Annotated in this window: 11 protein-coding genes; all 11 read left to right on the top strand. The window is 62.9% G+C overall.

Translation table 11 applies throughout. From position 1 onward, the window contains the following. The first annotated feature begins 95 nt into the window (after positions 1 to 95). The 11 genes from dxs (at position 96) to KF691_10140 (ending at position 14087) form a co-directional block, all read left to right on the top strand. Positions 96 to 2225, top strand: coding sequence for a 1-deoxy-D-xylulose-5-phosphate synthase (gene dxs, locus KF691_10190; protein ID MBX3389808.1), 2130 nt, complete (start codon positions 96 to 98; stop codon positions 2223 to 2225). A 21-nt stretch (positions 2226 to 2246) separates the two neighbouring features. Next, positions 2247 to 3119, top strand: a complete 873-nt coding sequence (locus KF691_10185) for an NAD(+)/NADH kinase (GenBank protein MBX3389807.1) — start codon at positions 2247 to 2249, stop codon at positions 3117 to 3119. Positions 3120 to 3243: 124 nt separating this feature from the next. Next, complete coding sequence (locus tag KF691_10180) at positions 3244 to 3459, top strand: DUF3185 family protein (GenBank protein ID MBX3389806.1); 216 nt, start codon at positions 3244 to 3246, stop codon at positions 3457 to 3459. Positions 3460 to 3822: 363 nt separating this feature from the next. Next, positions 3823 to 4836 (top strand): hypothetical protein, encoded by a 1014-nt coding sequence (locus tag KF691_10175; GenBank protein MBX3389805.1) that lies wholly within the window; start codon positions 3823 to 3825, stop codon positions 4834 to 4836. Positions 4837 to 5055: 219 nt separating this feature from the next. Then, positions 5056 to 6054 (top strand): MoxR family ATPase, encoded by a 999-nt coding sequence (locus KF691_10170; GenBank protein MBX3389804.1) that lies wholly within the window; start codon positions 5056 to 5058, stop codon positions 6052 to 6054. 31 nt (positions 6055 to 6085) lie between these two features. After that, positions 6086 to 6979, top strand: a complete 894-nt coding sequence (locus tag KF691_10165) for a DUF58 domain-containing protein (protein MBX3389803.1) — start codon at positions 6086 to 6088, stop codon at positions 6977 to 6979. Next, positions 6979 to 7980: a hypothetical protein gene (locus KF691_10160; protein ID MBX3389802.1), complete on the top strand. Its 1002-nt coding sequence runs from the start codon at positions 6979 to 6981 to the stop codon at positions 7978 to 7980. The genes KF691_10165 and KF691_10160 overlap by 1 nt, the downstream gene beginning before the upstream one ends. Continuing rightward, the gene (locus tag KF691_10155) at positions 7977 to 9035 is read left to right on the top strand and encodes a VWA domain-containing protein (protein MBX3389801.1); all 1059 of its coding nucleotides are present in this window, start codon (positions 7977 to 7979) and stop codon (positions 9033 to 9035) included. Before KF691_10160 ends, KF691_10155 begins: the two co-directional genes overlap by 4 nt. Further along, positions 9032 to 11275, top strand: a complete 2244-nt coding sequence (locus KF691_10150) for a VWA domain-containing protein (GenBank protein MBX3389800.1) — start codon at positions 9032 to 9034, stop codon at positions 11273 to 11275. The genes KF691_10155 and KF691_10150 overlap by 4 nt, the downstream gene beginning before the upstream one ends. After that, entirely contained in the window at positions 11275 to 13161 is a 1887-nt protein-coding gene (locus tag KF691_10145; GenBank protein ID MBX3389799.1) for a BatD family protein, read from the top strand. The genes KF691_10150 and KF691_10145 overlap by 1 nt, the downstream gene beginning before the upstream one ends. Continuing rightward, complete coding sequence (locus tag KF691_10140) at positions 13158 to 14087, top strand: hypothetical protein (protein ID MBX3389798.1); 930 nt, start codon at positions 13158 to 13160, stop codon at positions 14085 to 14087. Before KF691_10145 ends, KF691_10140 begins: the two co-directional genes overlap by 4 nt. Positions 14088 to 14324 lie beyond the last annotated feature (237 nt).

Here is a 14324-nt window from a genome sequence, read left to right as displayed (position 1 = left end):
TGGAAGTTGCTACGCTTTCGCGATGGAATGGGCCATTTTGGCGAGCGGATCGCCAGAGGACGGGCCGGCACGGAAGCGTCTACGGATTTCATACAATGGCTGACAAGGCTTCGGTTCGTGGAAACGGCTCGAGACGGGATCGCACGCCGTCGCACGGCGCTGGGTTTCCGCTTCTGGAGAACATCCTCGGCCCGGCCGACCTGCGGAAGCTGCCCGTCGAAAAACTGCCCGAGGTGGCGGCTGAAATCAGGCGGGCGATCCACGACCAGGTGTCGAAGGTGGGTGGGCACCTCGCTCCCAACCTCGGCGTCGTGGAACTGACGGTTGCGCTCCACTACGTCTTCGACTTCGCGCACGATCGCCTGCTCTTTGATGTCGGGCATCAGTGCTATCCGCACAAGCTGCTGACCGGCCGACTCGGGATGCTTTCCAATCTTCGAACGCGAGAAGGCATGTCGGGCTTTCCAGAGCCCACGGAATCGCCGTACGACCTCTTCCGGGTGGGCCATGCCGGCACCGGGATTTCGACCGCGGTCGGCATGGCGCGCGGAGACTCGCTGAACGGCGATGGTTTCGACCCGGAAAAGGCGCCCGGCGGCAGGCGCGTCGTGACGATCATCGGCGACGCTTCGATCGTCAACGGCGTCGCAATGGAAGGTCTGAATGGCGCCGGCACACTCAAACGCCAGTTCCTCGTCGTCTTGAACGACAACGGGATGAGCATCAGCCATCCGCAGGGTGCGATGGCGCACTACTTCGATCGCTTCCGGCTGAGCGCGAGCTACGGCACGTTCAAGAAGCAGGCGAAGGAGGCTCTCAAACGCCTTCCCGGCGGCAGCGTGCTGAAAGAGGCGTATCACGCCGCGGGTGAAGCCGCGAAGAGCTGGTTCCACACGGACAAAATCGAAGGCGGCTGGTTCGAACACTTCGGACTGATGACGATCGGTCCGATCGATGGCCACGATATTCCGACGCTTGTCAGTTTTCTTCGCGAGGCCCGCGAATTCGACAAGCCGATGGTGCTCCACGTCAAGACGGTGAAGGGCAAGGGTTACGAGTTTGCGGAAAAGGACTCGAGCCGCTTTCATTCGCCGGGAGCTTTCAAGGTTGTAAACCCCGACGGCGAGAATGTCGGCGAGCTGGTGCGAGAAGGCTGCCGCGTCGAGATCAAGAGCGAAGGCAGAAGCTTCACGGCCGCGGTCGGCGACATCATGCTCGACTTGATGGCGAAGGACTCGCGGATCGTCACGGCGACGGCGGCGATGCCCGACGGTACTGGACTTACTCGCGCACTCGTCAAGTATCCCGATCGCGCGTTCGACACCGGAATTTGCGAAAGCCACGCCTTCGACATGATGGCTGGGCTTGCGAAGACCGGTTGGAAGCCCTTCTTCGCGGTCTATTCGACGTTCCTGCAGAGAGCCTTCGATCAGGCTTTCCAGGAAGCGGCGCTCCAGGGGTTGCCGGTGCGGCTTCTGCTCGATCGCGCGGGGCTCGTCGGAGGTGACGGCGCGGTTCATCACGGTTTCTGCGACATCGCGCTGCTGCGCACATTGCCGGGAGCTGTCCTTGCCGCCGCGATCGACGAGCCTTCGTTGCGGGCGGCGATGGAATTCATGCGAGGCTACGAGACCGGGCTTTCTGCTGTGCGGTATCCGCGCGACGTCGTGAGCGATCGCTTCGCGGGGAATCCCTGTCCGTCGTTCGAATTGGGCAAAGCACGCTGCCTGACGCCGGATTTCGCTTCGCCCAAGGCCGAGATGGACGTCGCGGTGCTGGCTTTCGGCACGCCCGCGATCACCGTCTGCGAAGCGGCGGAGAATCTCAAGGGTGTTCTGCGCGTGGGAGTCTGGGATGCACGCTTTGCCAAGCCCGTGGATACGGGGCTGATTCGCTCTCTGGTCGCACGGGGCATCCCGATCGTCACGGTCGAAGATCACAGTGTGGTTGGCGGCTTCGGCGCCGCCGTGCTCGATGCGGCTCAGCAGCTCGGGCTGAACGACGCTCGGATTACACGCCACGGTTTGCCCGATCGTTGGGTGCTGCAGGATTCGCGTGCTCGGCAGCTTGCGGAAGTCGGACTGGACGTCGCCGGAATTGTGAAAGTCATCGGAGGCGCCGTGAAACAAACCGGGTCAAACGGTGAGGTCTCCAAATCATCGCAGTCGGCGCGGGTGCGTGTGACGGGCGCGAGGCAAGCCGAGCACAAGACCGCTCGTCGCTGACCGCTCGCTAGACTGGGGGCCATGCCGCGCCGGGTGCTGCTCATCGTGAATCAGGAAAAGGCCGACGCTCTGGCGGCAGCGGAGAAAGTGCGCGGCCTCATCGAACGCCACGGCGCGCTCTCGGGAGAGACCGAGGCGTCCGACAGCGTGCTTTCGAAGCAGGAAGCCTCGGCCGATCTCTTTGTGATTCTCGGTGGAGACGGCACGCTGCTCGGGCAATTGCGCCGGCTCGTGCCTCTCGGAAAACCGATCCTCGGCGTCAATTTCGGAAAACTCGGCTTCATGGCGGAGTTCGACATGCCCGCGCTCACCCGCGCAGCGAGCGAAGTCTTCGGCAGCGAGGCCTTGCAGCTTCACGAAACACCGCTGCTCGCCGTTCGAGTCACCGGACCGGACGGAAGTGTTCGGTTCGAATCGATCGCGGCGAACGACTGCGTGCTCACCGCGGGCCCTCCCTACCGAATGATCCGGATGGCTCTGTCGATCGACGGCAATGTCGGACCGACCGTCAGCGGTGACGGGCTCATCGTCTGCACGTCCACCGGGTCCACGGCGTACAACCTTTCCGCGGGCGGTCCGATCGTCGCGCCCGAGCTCGAAGCGATGGCGATCACTCCGATCGCCGCCCATTCGCTGAGCTTCCGGCCGATTGTCGTCCCCCTCGAGAGCAAAGTGAACATCCGAGTCACCCGCGTGAACAACGACAACGGTCACGGCACGACGCTGGTGGTGGACGGTCAGGTGCTGACGAAATTGAGTGAGGACGACTCCGTGAGCGTGACGCGCCACGAGCGCAAAGCGATTCTGGTGCGCAACCCGCACACCTCCTATTGGTCCACGCTGATCACAAAGCTTCGCTGGGCGGAAGCGCCGCGCCTGCGGACGTTGAGCTGAGCGGGTCCGACTCGCCAAGGCAACGCAAAAACAACGGAGATGCACCGCTGTTTCATGCGGCTCTCAGGCGGCTGCCGCATGGTAAAGAGCGACGAGCCGGAAGCTCGTTTCCAAGGAGGCGCCGATGCGTATTCCGATTGGCATCATGCTCGTGGTTGTTGGGATCATTCTGCTCGTGCTCGGAATCCAGGCATCCAACTCATTCGCTTCGGATGTTTCCCGCCTGTTTACCGGCAACCCGACCGACCGATCCGTCTGGTTGATCCTCGGCGGCGTCGTGGCGATTCTCGCGGGCGCCGGCACGGCGGCCATGAACTGGAAATCGCTGACCAAGGCTTGAAACCGACGGTGCTCGAATCCGACTCCCCTCTCGCTGAGCAAATGCGCTTCGCTCTTCGCGGAAGCGCATTTGCTCGCTTTCATTTTTGAGTCGAGCTTGCGCAACGGTGTTCCGGTCCGTTGACGATCGTCCGCGGCTCGCCTAGTCTTGCCTTCAATTCGAGGAACTATGACGACTTCATTCGGCAAATCCCATCAACACCGCGGCAATATGTGCTGCGCGGGGCTTTGTCAACGCCACTGCTCGCAGCATTGAAGCTCGTAGCGGCGTAACTCAAGTTCTTTGATTTTCCCCCCAAAAACTGAAGCGTTTTTTCTCGGAACGATCGCGTTTGTGCGCGTTCCGCGGTTTGGAGTGTGTGCGATGAAGGTCTACATCATCAACGAGAATCCGGAATGGCTGGCTCCTCTGGGCCGCGAGCTCGACGAGCGCGGGATCCCGTGGGAAGACTGGTACATCGATCGGGGATCGATCGATCTGGACGCCGAGCCGCCCGAAGGAATCTTCTTCAACAAAATGAGCCCGAGTTCCTACACGCGCGGGCACATGCACAGCGTGACGCACACGCGAGAGTTGTTGCAGTGGCTCGAGTGCCGCGGCCGCAAAGTGTTCAACGGTTCGAGCGCTTTCGAACTTGAAGTTTCCAAGGTTCGCCAGCACCAGGCGCTGCGCGCCGCGGGGATCCGCACGCCGCGTTCGGTCGCCGTCATTGGCGGCCGCGAGGCGATCTTCGATGCCGCGCGCGGGTTTCCCGTGCCGTTCATCATAAAGCCCAGTCGGGGTGGGCGGGGCCAAGGCGTCCGGCTCATCACCTCGCTCGAGCAGCTCGTGACGTATCTGTCATCCCCGGACATCGAGCTCCCTCCGGACGATGTCGTGCTGCTGCAGGAGTACATTCGCGCATCCGAGCCCGTGGTCACGCGCGTCGAATTCGTCGGGGGCGAATTCGTCTACGCGATCCAGTCGCGCACCGCCGACGGTTTCGAGCTGTGCCCCGCCGAGGCGTGCTCGCCTTGCGACCCGGATGCCAAGTTCACGCTGCGCGAAGGATTCTCCGACCCGATCATCGATCGCTACAAGGCGTTCATGCGTGCGAACGGGATTTCCGTCTGCGGCATCGAATTCGTCGAGGGCCGCGACGGGCGCAAGTACACCTACGACATCAATTCGACGACAAACTACAACCCCGAAATCGAGTCCAAAGTTCCCGAGTCCGCGAACCGAAAAGTCGCGGCGCTCCTCGGAGCCGCGCTCGCCCGCGAGAGGCAGAGTCTTTCTCGAGGAGAGGGGGTTTCCGCCAGTCGGCGCCGCTTCGCGCAGGAAATGGCGGAAATCTGGGGCACGCCGGTACAGGCCGAAAGGGGCGTCGGCCCGTAACTGTTTGTCAGGACGACCCTTGGAGGACCAAGCCCGATCGGCTTTCTTCGTTCCGCCCGTTTGGGTGGTTCGCGCTGCGCCTCAACTTCGTCAAAGACGGAACTCGGCGCTGCGCGCATCTGGTTGGGAGGGGAACTTTCTTCCCCAAAGTCGCCTATTACCGTTACTTTGTTGTCGCCCGCACGAGCGGGCACGGTCAATCGGCGCGGAACTACCAGAATGAGCAATTCCGAAACTTTCGTAAAGCAAACCGACGGAGAAATCGAAGCAGCTTCGGAAGGAATCCGGAGATTGCTGGCAGCGATCGAAACGGTCGTCATCGGGCAGCGGGCGATGGTCGAGCGCCTCATTCTCGGTCTCTTGACCGGCGGACACGTCCTGCTCGAGGGTGTGCCCGGTCTTGCCAAGACGCTCACGGTGAACACGCTCGCACGCGGCATCCACGCCAAGTTCGCGCGCATCCAGTTCACGCCCGATCTCCTCCCCGCCGACCTGATCGGAACCCTCATCTACAACCCGCGCGATGCGACCTTCAGCGCGAAGAAAGGCCCGATCTTCGCCAACATCGTTCTCGCCGACGAGATCAACCGCGCACCCGCAAAGGTACAGTCGGCGCTCCTCGAGGCCATGCAGGAACGCCGCGTCACCATCGGCGACACCACATACCCGCTCGAGCAGCCCTTCCTCGTTCTCGCGACTCAGAACCCGATCGAGCAGGAAGGAACTTATCCGCTCCCTGAAGCACAGGTCGATCGCTTCATGCTCAAGCTCAAGGTCGGCTATCCGACCAAGAGCGAAGAACGTGCGATCGTTGATCGCATGGCGACGACGCGCCCCGCGACCTCGATCGATCCCATCATCACCCTCGAAGAAATCGATCGGTTGCGGCTCCTGGTCGATCGTGTGCGCCTCGATGATCGAATCAAGGACTACATCGTCACAGTTGTGCACGCGACGCGCGACCCCAGGGCGTACAACCTCGATATCGAAAGGCTTCTCGAATTCGGCGCTTCTCCCCGCGCCAGCATCAGCCTCGCGGTCGCTTCGAAGGGACACGCGCTGATACAGGGCCGGGGGTACGTGACACCGGCCGACGTGAAGTCCGTTGGTCACGATGTGCTGCGTCACCGCGTGATCCCGAGTTACGAAGCGCAGGCCGAAGATGTGGATTCGGATCAGATTGTCAAACGCATCTTCGATCAGATTCCCCTTCCCTGATTCCACCCCGAGAACGATCACTCCCCGACCCATGCTCACGCAAGACCTGATGCGAGAAGTTCGGCGATTGCAGGTGCGGACGAAGCGCCGGGTGGAAGGACTGTTCGCGGGGGAGTATCACACCGCGTTCAAAGGCCGCGGCATCGAGTTCGCCGACGTGCGCGAGTACGAGCCCGGCGACGATGTACGCACGATCGACTGGAACGTGACGGCACGCACGGGTAAGCCCTTCATCAAGCGGTTCGTCGAAGAACGAGAGCTCACCGTTTTTCTCGCCGTCGATCTTTCCGCATCGGAAAGCTTCCTCTCAGCAAACGGGCCTCGACCCAAGAACCGCATCGCGATCGAAGCCGCCGCCGTGCTCGCGCTCTCGGCCTCGACCAATCACGACCGCGTCGGTCTCTGCATCTTCACCGAAGACATCGAGCTCTATCTCCCCCCCGGGAAGGGTCGCGGGCACTCGCTCAGGTTGCTGCGCGAACTGCTGAGTTTCGAGCCCAAGGCGCGCGGCACCAATATCGACCGTGTGCTCCTCCGCCTCGGCCACGTCCTGCCCCGCCGCGGCACGCTCTTTCTGGTCTCCGATTTCCTTGCGCCCGGCGGCGCGAAGTCGTTCGAGACCTCGCTCAGGCTTCTCTCGCGCAAGCAGGAAGTGATCGCGCTCCAGGTGACCGATCCGCGCGAGCGCGAGCTGCCCAACGTTGGCCTTGTCGAAGTTTTCGATCCCGAAACCGGCGCGAAGCGGCTGCTCGATACAGCTTCTCGAGGCGTTCGGAATCAATACCGTCAGGCCGCACTCCAGCGGGAGGCGGAACTCACGAAGTTGTTCGGGCGCACCGAAACCGATCGGGTCGTTCTGAGCACCGATCGCCCGTTCGTCCAGGATCTCGTGAAGTACTTCCAGATGCGGGAGCGGCGCCGATAGTGAGAAGGATCTCGTCCATCCCGCTCTTCTGCCTGCTCGCCGCGTGCCTTCTGCGTTGCGGCGTTGCTTTGGCCGACGCCCCAAAGTCCGACGTGGCGCCGGAGCAATCCGTCAGCGCCGGCCCGATCCAGGCCACGCTCAAGCTCGATCGAGCCTCGCTCAACGTCGCGCAGTCGCTCACCGCAATCCTGACTGTGCGCGCCCCCGTTGGCGTTCGGGTCACTCTGCCCGAAGAAGAAGCCAAGCTCGATGGGTTCTCCGTTGTCTCGGTTGTCAACGAGCCGCTCCGAACGCTTCCAGTTGGTTCAGGCCAGGAGCAGCTCCTCGTCCGGCGCTACAAGCTCGCTCCCTTCCTTCCCGGCGATTACAAACTGCCGCCGATGGAAATCCGCTGGCAGAAGAGCGAGAAAGAAAGCGGCGTCGCGCGGACCGCGGAAGTGAAAGTCGTCGTCGATTCGCTCTTGCCCAAATCCGCCGCACCGAATTCAAAGGCGCTCGACCCTGGCACAATCCGTGCTGAATACACACTCCCAGCGCAATCGGGCTACCGCTCGCTCTGGGTCGGGTTCGCGGTTGGCTTCGGCACCGCCGCGGCACTCGGTGCCGGACTTTGGATTCTCAACCGACGCAGGATGCCAAAGGACGATCTTGAAGTTTTGGTCGCGCAAGTCGAAGCGCTGCGTCGCCAAGGTACTTTTACGGCAGAATCGCTCCATCATCTCGCTTCCGCCCTTCGTCGGGGACTGGCCAGCCGTCTCGATCCATCCGCTGGTTCGCAAACAAGCGGCGAACTCGTCGCCACTCTCGCTCGAACGCCGGACTGGGGAGAAGCGGAAGCCCGGCGCGCCGGCGACGTGTTCGACACTCTCGACGCGGCACGATTCGGCGGAACTTCCTTGAGCGAAGATCGGTATCGAAACCTCGCGGAGACAGTTGCATCGATGCTCGCCCGGCTGCGTGCGATGCCGCCGAGGGCGATGCGAACGGAGGTGGCGCCGTGAGCTTCGTCTATCCGTACGTGCTTTTGCTGCTCGCGCTGCTCCCGATCATCGGCTGGGCCGCGAGCCGTGCGAAGCGCCCCGAACTCGCGCCGCTCCCCGGCGCGCAATCGCTGCCCGCCTTCGGAACATCCTGGCGGGTCGCACTCCGCTGGTTGCCCGCGGCACTGCGTTTCCTTGCGCTCGGCGCCATTCTCTTCGCGATCGCGCGACCTCAGGCCTCGACCGGGTGGACGACGACTTCGACCGAAGGCCTTGCGATCCAGATCGTGTACGACCGCTCCGGAAGCATGAGCGAGCCGATCGGCGACGGCGATGTCAGCAAAAATGAAGTCGCGAGGCAGGCGCTCATCGACTTTGTCAAGGGCGACGGCAAGGAGCTCCAGGGAAGAGTCGGCGACATGATCGGTCTGATCGCGTTTGCGCGATACGCCGACACGGTTTCTCCTCTCGCCCGCGTGCACGAGCCGCTGATCGATGCCGCGAAATTGCTGAAGCCGGTCGAGAATCGTTCGGAAGACGGTACCGCGATCGGCGATGCGCTCGCGCTCGCCGCCGCAAGACTCAAGCGCGCCGAAGAAGAAGTCTCACGCGGAAAGCCCGCGGACGGCAAAAAGCCCGACTTCGAAATCAAATCGAAGATCATCGTGCTCATGACCGACGGCCAGAACAACGCCGGCGACGTTTCGCCGTACGACGCTGCAAAGCTCGCCAAGGATTGGGGCATCCGAATCTACACGATCGGTGTCGGCGCGGGGGATCGGATCGTCACGATCGACACGCCGTTCGGCCGCCGACAGGCTTCGCGGGGCAACGCCGTGGACGAGCGGATGCTGCGGCAGATTTCGCAGGAAACCGGTGGCGAGTACTTTGCCGCGGGCGACCCTCACGCCCTCGAGCAGGCGTACAAAGCGATCGACAAGCTCGAGAAGTCGCGCATCGACAAGACCGAGCACTCGCGAAAGACCGAGCTGTTCGCGCCCCTCGCCGCGCTCGCGCTCGCTTTGCTCGGCCTCGAACTGCTCGCGGCAAACACCGTCTTCAGGAGGGTCGGATGACGCTGGCACCGACGGTCACTCTCGGGGCGGCGGCGTGGCGATTCGGTTCGCCCGCGGCGATCCTGTTGCTCGTGGCTGTTCCGTTTGTCGTGGCCCTGCTTTGGTTCGGCTTTGAGCGGGCTCGACGCGGCCTCCTCACTTTCGCCGGCACGACTCCGCAGAACTCAAAGCCGGGTGTCGCTCGCGCTGGATTGAAGATTGCCCTCGTCGCAGCGGGCTTGAGTTCGCTCATGCTCGCGCTCGCGCGGCCGCAGGCCGATCCCGTCGAAGAAACCGTCAATGTGCGAGGCAGAGATGTCGTGTTCATCCTCGATGTCTCACGGAGCATGCTCTCGCGCGATGCCGTTCCCAATCGCCTGGCGCGCGCGAAACTCTGGATCAACGATCTTGTCAACACGCTCCAGGGCGACAGGGTAGGGCTCGTCGCGTTCGCCGGCGCCGCCGTGGTGAAGTGCCCGCTCACCTTGGACTACGGCTTCTTCCGCATGGCGCTCGATGAGCTTTCGCCCGCGTCTGTTCCCAGGGGCGGCACACTCATCGGAGATGCGATCCGCAAGGCAATGTCCGATGTCTTCGAGCCCGGCCCCGGCAGATATCGGGACATCGTGCTGATCACCGACGGCGAAGACCAGGGCAGTTTCCCCGCCGAAGCCGCCAAGCAGGCCGCCGAACAGGGGGTGCGCTTGATCGTGATCGGTATCGGCAGCGAAATCGAGGGCGCACCGGTGCCGGCGGGGGAAAAGAGCGACACGCGGTACCTCGAGTATCAGGGCGAGCGCGTTCGCAGCCGCCTCGACGAAACCACGCTCGCCAAGATCGCCGAGGCCGCGACACGCGCCGCCGGCGACAGCGGGGGCGGAGGCGTCTTCCTCAATGTCGGCACCGGCACAATCAACCTCGACAAGGTGTATCACGATCTCGCCGGCAGCTCGGAAAAGCGGGAGGTCGAGACCAAGTCAAACGTCGTCTACCGGGAGCTCTTTCCGTATTTCCTCGTGATTGCGGCGCTCTGCCTCGCCGTCGAACCCACAATCGGAGGCAGAAGAAGGATTTCGAGTCCGAAGAGCGCCGCGGTCTCACCTTCCTTCTCGAGGCCGATGGCCGCCGCCGTCGCGCTGATTTGCGCCGTGATTCCCGCGCGCGCCGCGGAACCCGCGAGTCCGGCGAGCGCCGCGCCAACTGGTACCGTTGCACCGGTCGCGCCCGCGCCCCCGATGGGCGCCGATGCCCTGTACAACTCGGGCCGAGAATTGTTCCTCGCCGGAAAGTATTCGGAAGCCGCCGAGCGCTTCCGAAGCGCGGATCTCGAATCACGCGACCCCGAACTTTCGGCAAGAGCAAGATTCAATCTCGGCCAATCGCTTCTGAAAGAAACCAGCCCGCAGGAAGGCAAACCGATCGATCCGGCACTGGCCAAAGCGCGTCTCGAAGAGGCGGCGCAGGCTTTTCGTTCCGCGTTCGAAGCGAGGCCCGGGGACACCGAAGCAGCGCGCAATGTCGAGATTGCACGCCGAATGCTGAAAGACCTTGAGGAGCAGCAGGAAAAGCAGAAGCAGCAACAACAGCAGCAGTCAGACAAGGATCAGAAGAACGACGGCAAGTCCGGCGAAGACCAGGATCAGCAAGGTCAGAACGGCGACCAGCAGCAGAAACAAGACGGCAAGTCCGCTCAGCAGCACCAGCAGAATTCCGACAAGCTCAAAGACCTGGCAAAGCAGCAGTCGCAGGCCGCGGATCAATCACAAAAGGCCTCTGAGCAGCAGAATCCGGAGCAGCGCGAGCAGGAACAACAGAAGGCACAGAATCAGCAGGAATCGGTAAACAAGCAGACGCAGCAGCAGAAGCAGAAGTCAACGGCTTCGGCGGGCGAGCAGGCCAAGCAGAAAATGGACGAGGCGCAAAAGGAACAACAGGCCGCATCCGACGCACTGAAGAAGGGCGACAACAAGAAGGCGGAACAACATCAGCGGAACGCCGCGGACTTGCTGAACGAGGCCGCGCAATCGGAGGAAAAAGCCGCTCAGGAAGCGAAGCAATCGCAGGACCAAAAGCAAGGGCAGGAGCAGAAGCAAGGGCAAGGCAAAGATCAAGCGAAGAACGAGCAGGCCAAAGAGGAAAAGCCCAAGTACAACGAGACCGCGTCTCAATTGCTCGACAAAGAGCGGCGCGAGCGGGATGCGCGCCAGCAGGTGCTTCGGGCGCTCCGCGGCAGGCCGGTCCCGGTGGAGAAAGACTGGTGATGAAGCATCTCATCAAAGTGTTCGTCGCGAGCACCCTGCGTGTCTATGCCGCCGCGATTGTCGTGGGCGTCAGCAGCGTCGCATTTGTATCGGGCGCCCGCGCTCAGCAGAGCGGCGCCTCAGTCCGTGCGCCCGAGGTGACGGTTGTTCTGTCGAGCGACACCGTCGAACTCGGTGATTCCCTGATCTACCAGATGACCATCGATGGAGTCTCATCCGCCGATCCGCCGACACTCCCGCGTGCGGGCGGGGCCAAAGTCGAATTCCTCGGCGGGCACGATGAATCGAGCCGTTCGATCATGACCATCAACGGGCGAACGACGGAGAATTCCGTGCTCCGCTACATCATGCAGTGGAGAGTGACTCCGGCTCAGAAGGGCGCCGGCGCGATCGAGGGCTTCTCGTTCGATATTGCCGGGCGCAAGATCGAAGTGCCGCGCGTGGCCTTCTCCGTTGTCGAGCCGCAACCGAATCCGAATTTCACGCTGACCCTCGAATCGGAGGCGAAAGTCGCGTACGTCGGAGAGCCAGTTCACATGCGGCTTGTGTGGCTGCTGGGCAACAACGTTCGGAGCGCCGCATTCTCCGGACCCGATGGCGGCGCTCGGTTCGATGTGGCTCCGATCGATCCGCGCCCTCCGCAGAACCGCGGCAAGCAACTCGTGCAGAACGAGCCGTACCGTGCGGTTCCGTTCCTCAACGGCGACGCGGTCGTCACGCAGTCGCAATCCGAATTCCGAGGCCGCATGGTGCCCTCCATCACGCTCGACCTCGTCATCACGCCGCGAGAGCCGGGAAAGATTGAAATCGGTCCATATCGCGTCGCGCTCGACGAAGTCGTGGGGCAGCGCCCGTCATCGTTCTTCGATTCGTTCTTCGAAGATCGGAGTAAGACGCGGCGTTCGGTCGTGGCGAGCAACGCGGTGACGCTCGATGTCAAACCCCTGCCCTCCGAAGGCAAGCCCGATGATTTCAATGGATTGATCGGTGTTTATTCGATCGACTCCAAGGCCGGAAACACCGAGGCCAACGTCGGCGATCCTGTGCCGCTGACTGTGACCATCTCGGGACCGGAGCCGCTGGACGCCGTGAAGCCGCCCGATCTCGATCTGCAGAGTAACTTCGCGTCGGAGTTCAAGTCGTCCCCGGAAGGTTGGGAAACTCCGACCTCCATCGCCGCGGCACCCGGCGAACGCACCTTCGCAACGACGATCCGGCCCAAGTCCGCCTCCATCACCGAGATTCCCGCGATCCGCCTCCCGTACTTCGACACCAAGACCGGGAAGTACTCGGTCGCGACCAGCAAGCCCATCCCGCTGAAGGTTCGTGCGGCGCGAGAATTTACCGCCGCCGATGTGGCGCGAACCGGCAGCGCCACCGGATTTTCTCTCCCGACCGCGATCTCCGCGACGCTGACCAGCGCCGCCCCCGGTGTCGGGGCGAACAGCGAATCGCTCGATGCACTCACGAATCAGCGAGTCGGCTTGCTCGCCGCCGCAACTTCGCCGGGCGGACTCGTTTTGATTGTTGTTCCGCCTCTCGGCCTGCTTGTCGCAAGCATCGCGGCGTGGCGAAGCCGAGCCAGCGATCCAAGGGTTGTCGAGCGCCGGATCGCGGTGCGCAAAGGAAAACGCCGCGCCGCTTCGGCGCAGTCGGCCCCCGAACTGCTCAGCGCGATCCGAGTGGCGCTCGCTCCGTTCGTCGGGGCAACGCCGCAAGCGGTGGCGTCCAGCGATCCCGACGAATCTTCCCTGCCCGCCAACGCCGCTTCCAAAGCGCGCGATCTGCTTCAGCAACTCGAAGGCAACGAGTTCGCCGGCTACAACGTCGACCTCGCTTCGGCAAAGGCAAGCACCCGCGAACTCTTTTCGATGCTCGACCGATGAACACAAGCCGAATCATCCATCTGCCTTGCACGCTCGCCCGTCTCGGAGCGATAGCGCTACTGACGCTGTTGGGCGCGTTCGCCGTTCCAAATGACGCACGAGCCGACGAATCTTCGCGACCGCAACTCTCCCGCCCGGAACTCGAAAAGCTCTTCGAGTCCGGCAACGCGCTCTTCCGCGCCGGTGTCGAGCTCTATAAAAGCGATCGCGCCGCCTCCGAATCAAAGTTCCGCGAAGCCGCGGGCGCCTGGCGCGAAGTCGCCCGTTCGGGGAAGATCAGCAACGCCGATCTCGAAAACGACATCGCCAACGCGAGCGTGTTCGCGGGAGACATTCCCAACGCGATTCTCGCCTATCGGCGCGCGCTCTCTATTGATCCCGCCAACAAGAAGGCGGAGCAGGGTCTCGCCGCGGCCCGTCGAAGCGCCGGAACCGAAGCTCTCCTGCTCGGCGCTCCGGCAAGCAAGGAAGAAAATGTCGGAGCCCTTCGCGGCGCGCTCGACGCAATCGGTGCTTTCGCGCGAGCCGGGGCCGATCGCGCTTCCGAGTTCGTTTCGTTGAGAGCGTTGCTGGTCGTCGGCTCCGTGTGCTACGTGCTGTTCTTCATTGGCGCCAGCGTGCGCGTGCTCGGTCTGCGCAAGGTGCACGGCAGCGTGCTGGGCATCTTGCTGTTGTGCGCGGTGCTCACCACGCTGCCCATCGTCATGCGCGAGGTGCACAACAGCCGCCGAGAAGAAGCCGTGGTCCTCGCCGCCAACGTCACCGCGCGAAACGGTCCCGCGGATATGTACGACCCCGCGTTCAAGGAACCGCTGCGCCCCGGACTCGAGGTCCGCGTCGAAGAACGCAGAGGCGAATGGTCGAAGATCCGCTTGCGCGACGGGCGTGCCGCTTGGATCCGCTCCGATTCCCTGGAACTTGTGTAGGCGGATCGCGCACCTCCGGTGAGGGTTGCGGCACGGATTGCGCAGCGCAACATTCGAAGCAAGCCTTTCCTCGACGAGAAAACGGGGGTGCTGTGCTGGCCGCCAAATTGTCCCCAGAAATGAGACGCATTTCAGCGATCGTTCACTCCGGCAACAGGGGTCGGGCGGAGAATCCTTGCGGGTTAACGGATTCAAAGAGGGGAAGAAGGCGCGATGAAAAAGCGAAGGAACGCGGAG

This window comes from Phycisphaeraceae bacterium (genome assembly GCA_019636555.1).
GTDB lineage: Bacteria > Planctomycetota > Phycisphaerae > Phycisphaerales > UBA1924 > JAFEBO01.
The sequence above is the reverse complement of the archived record's forward strand: the minus strand, read 5'-3'. Positions and strand labels throughout refer to the sequence as shown.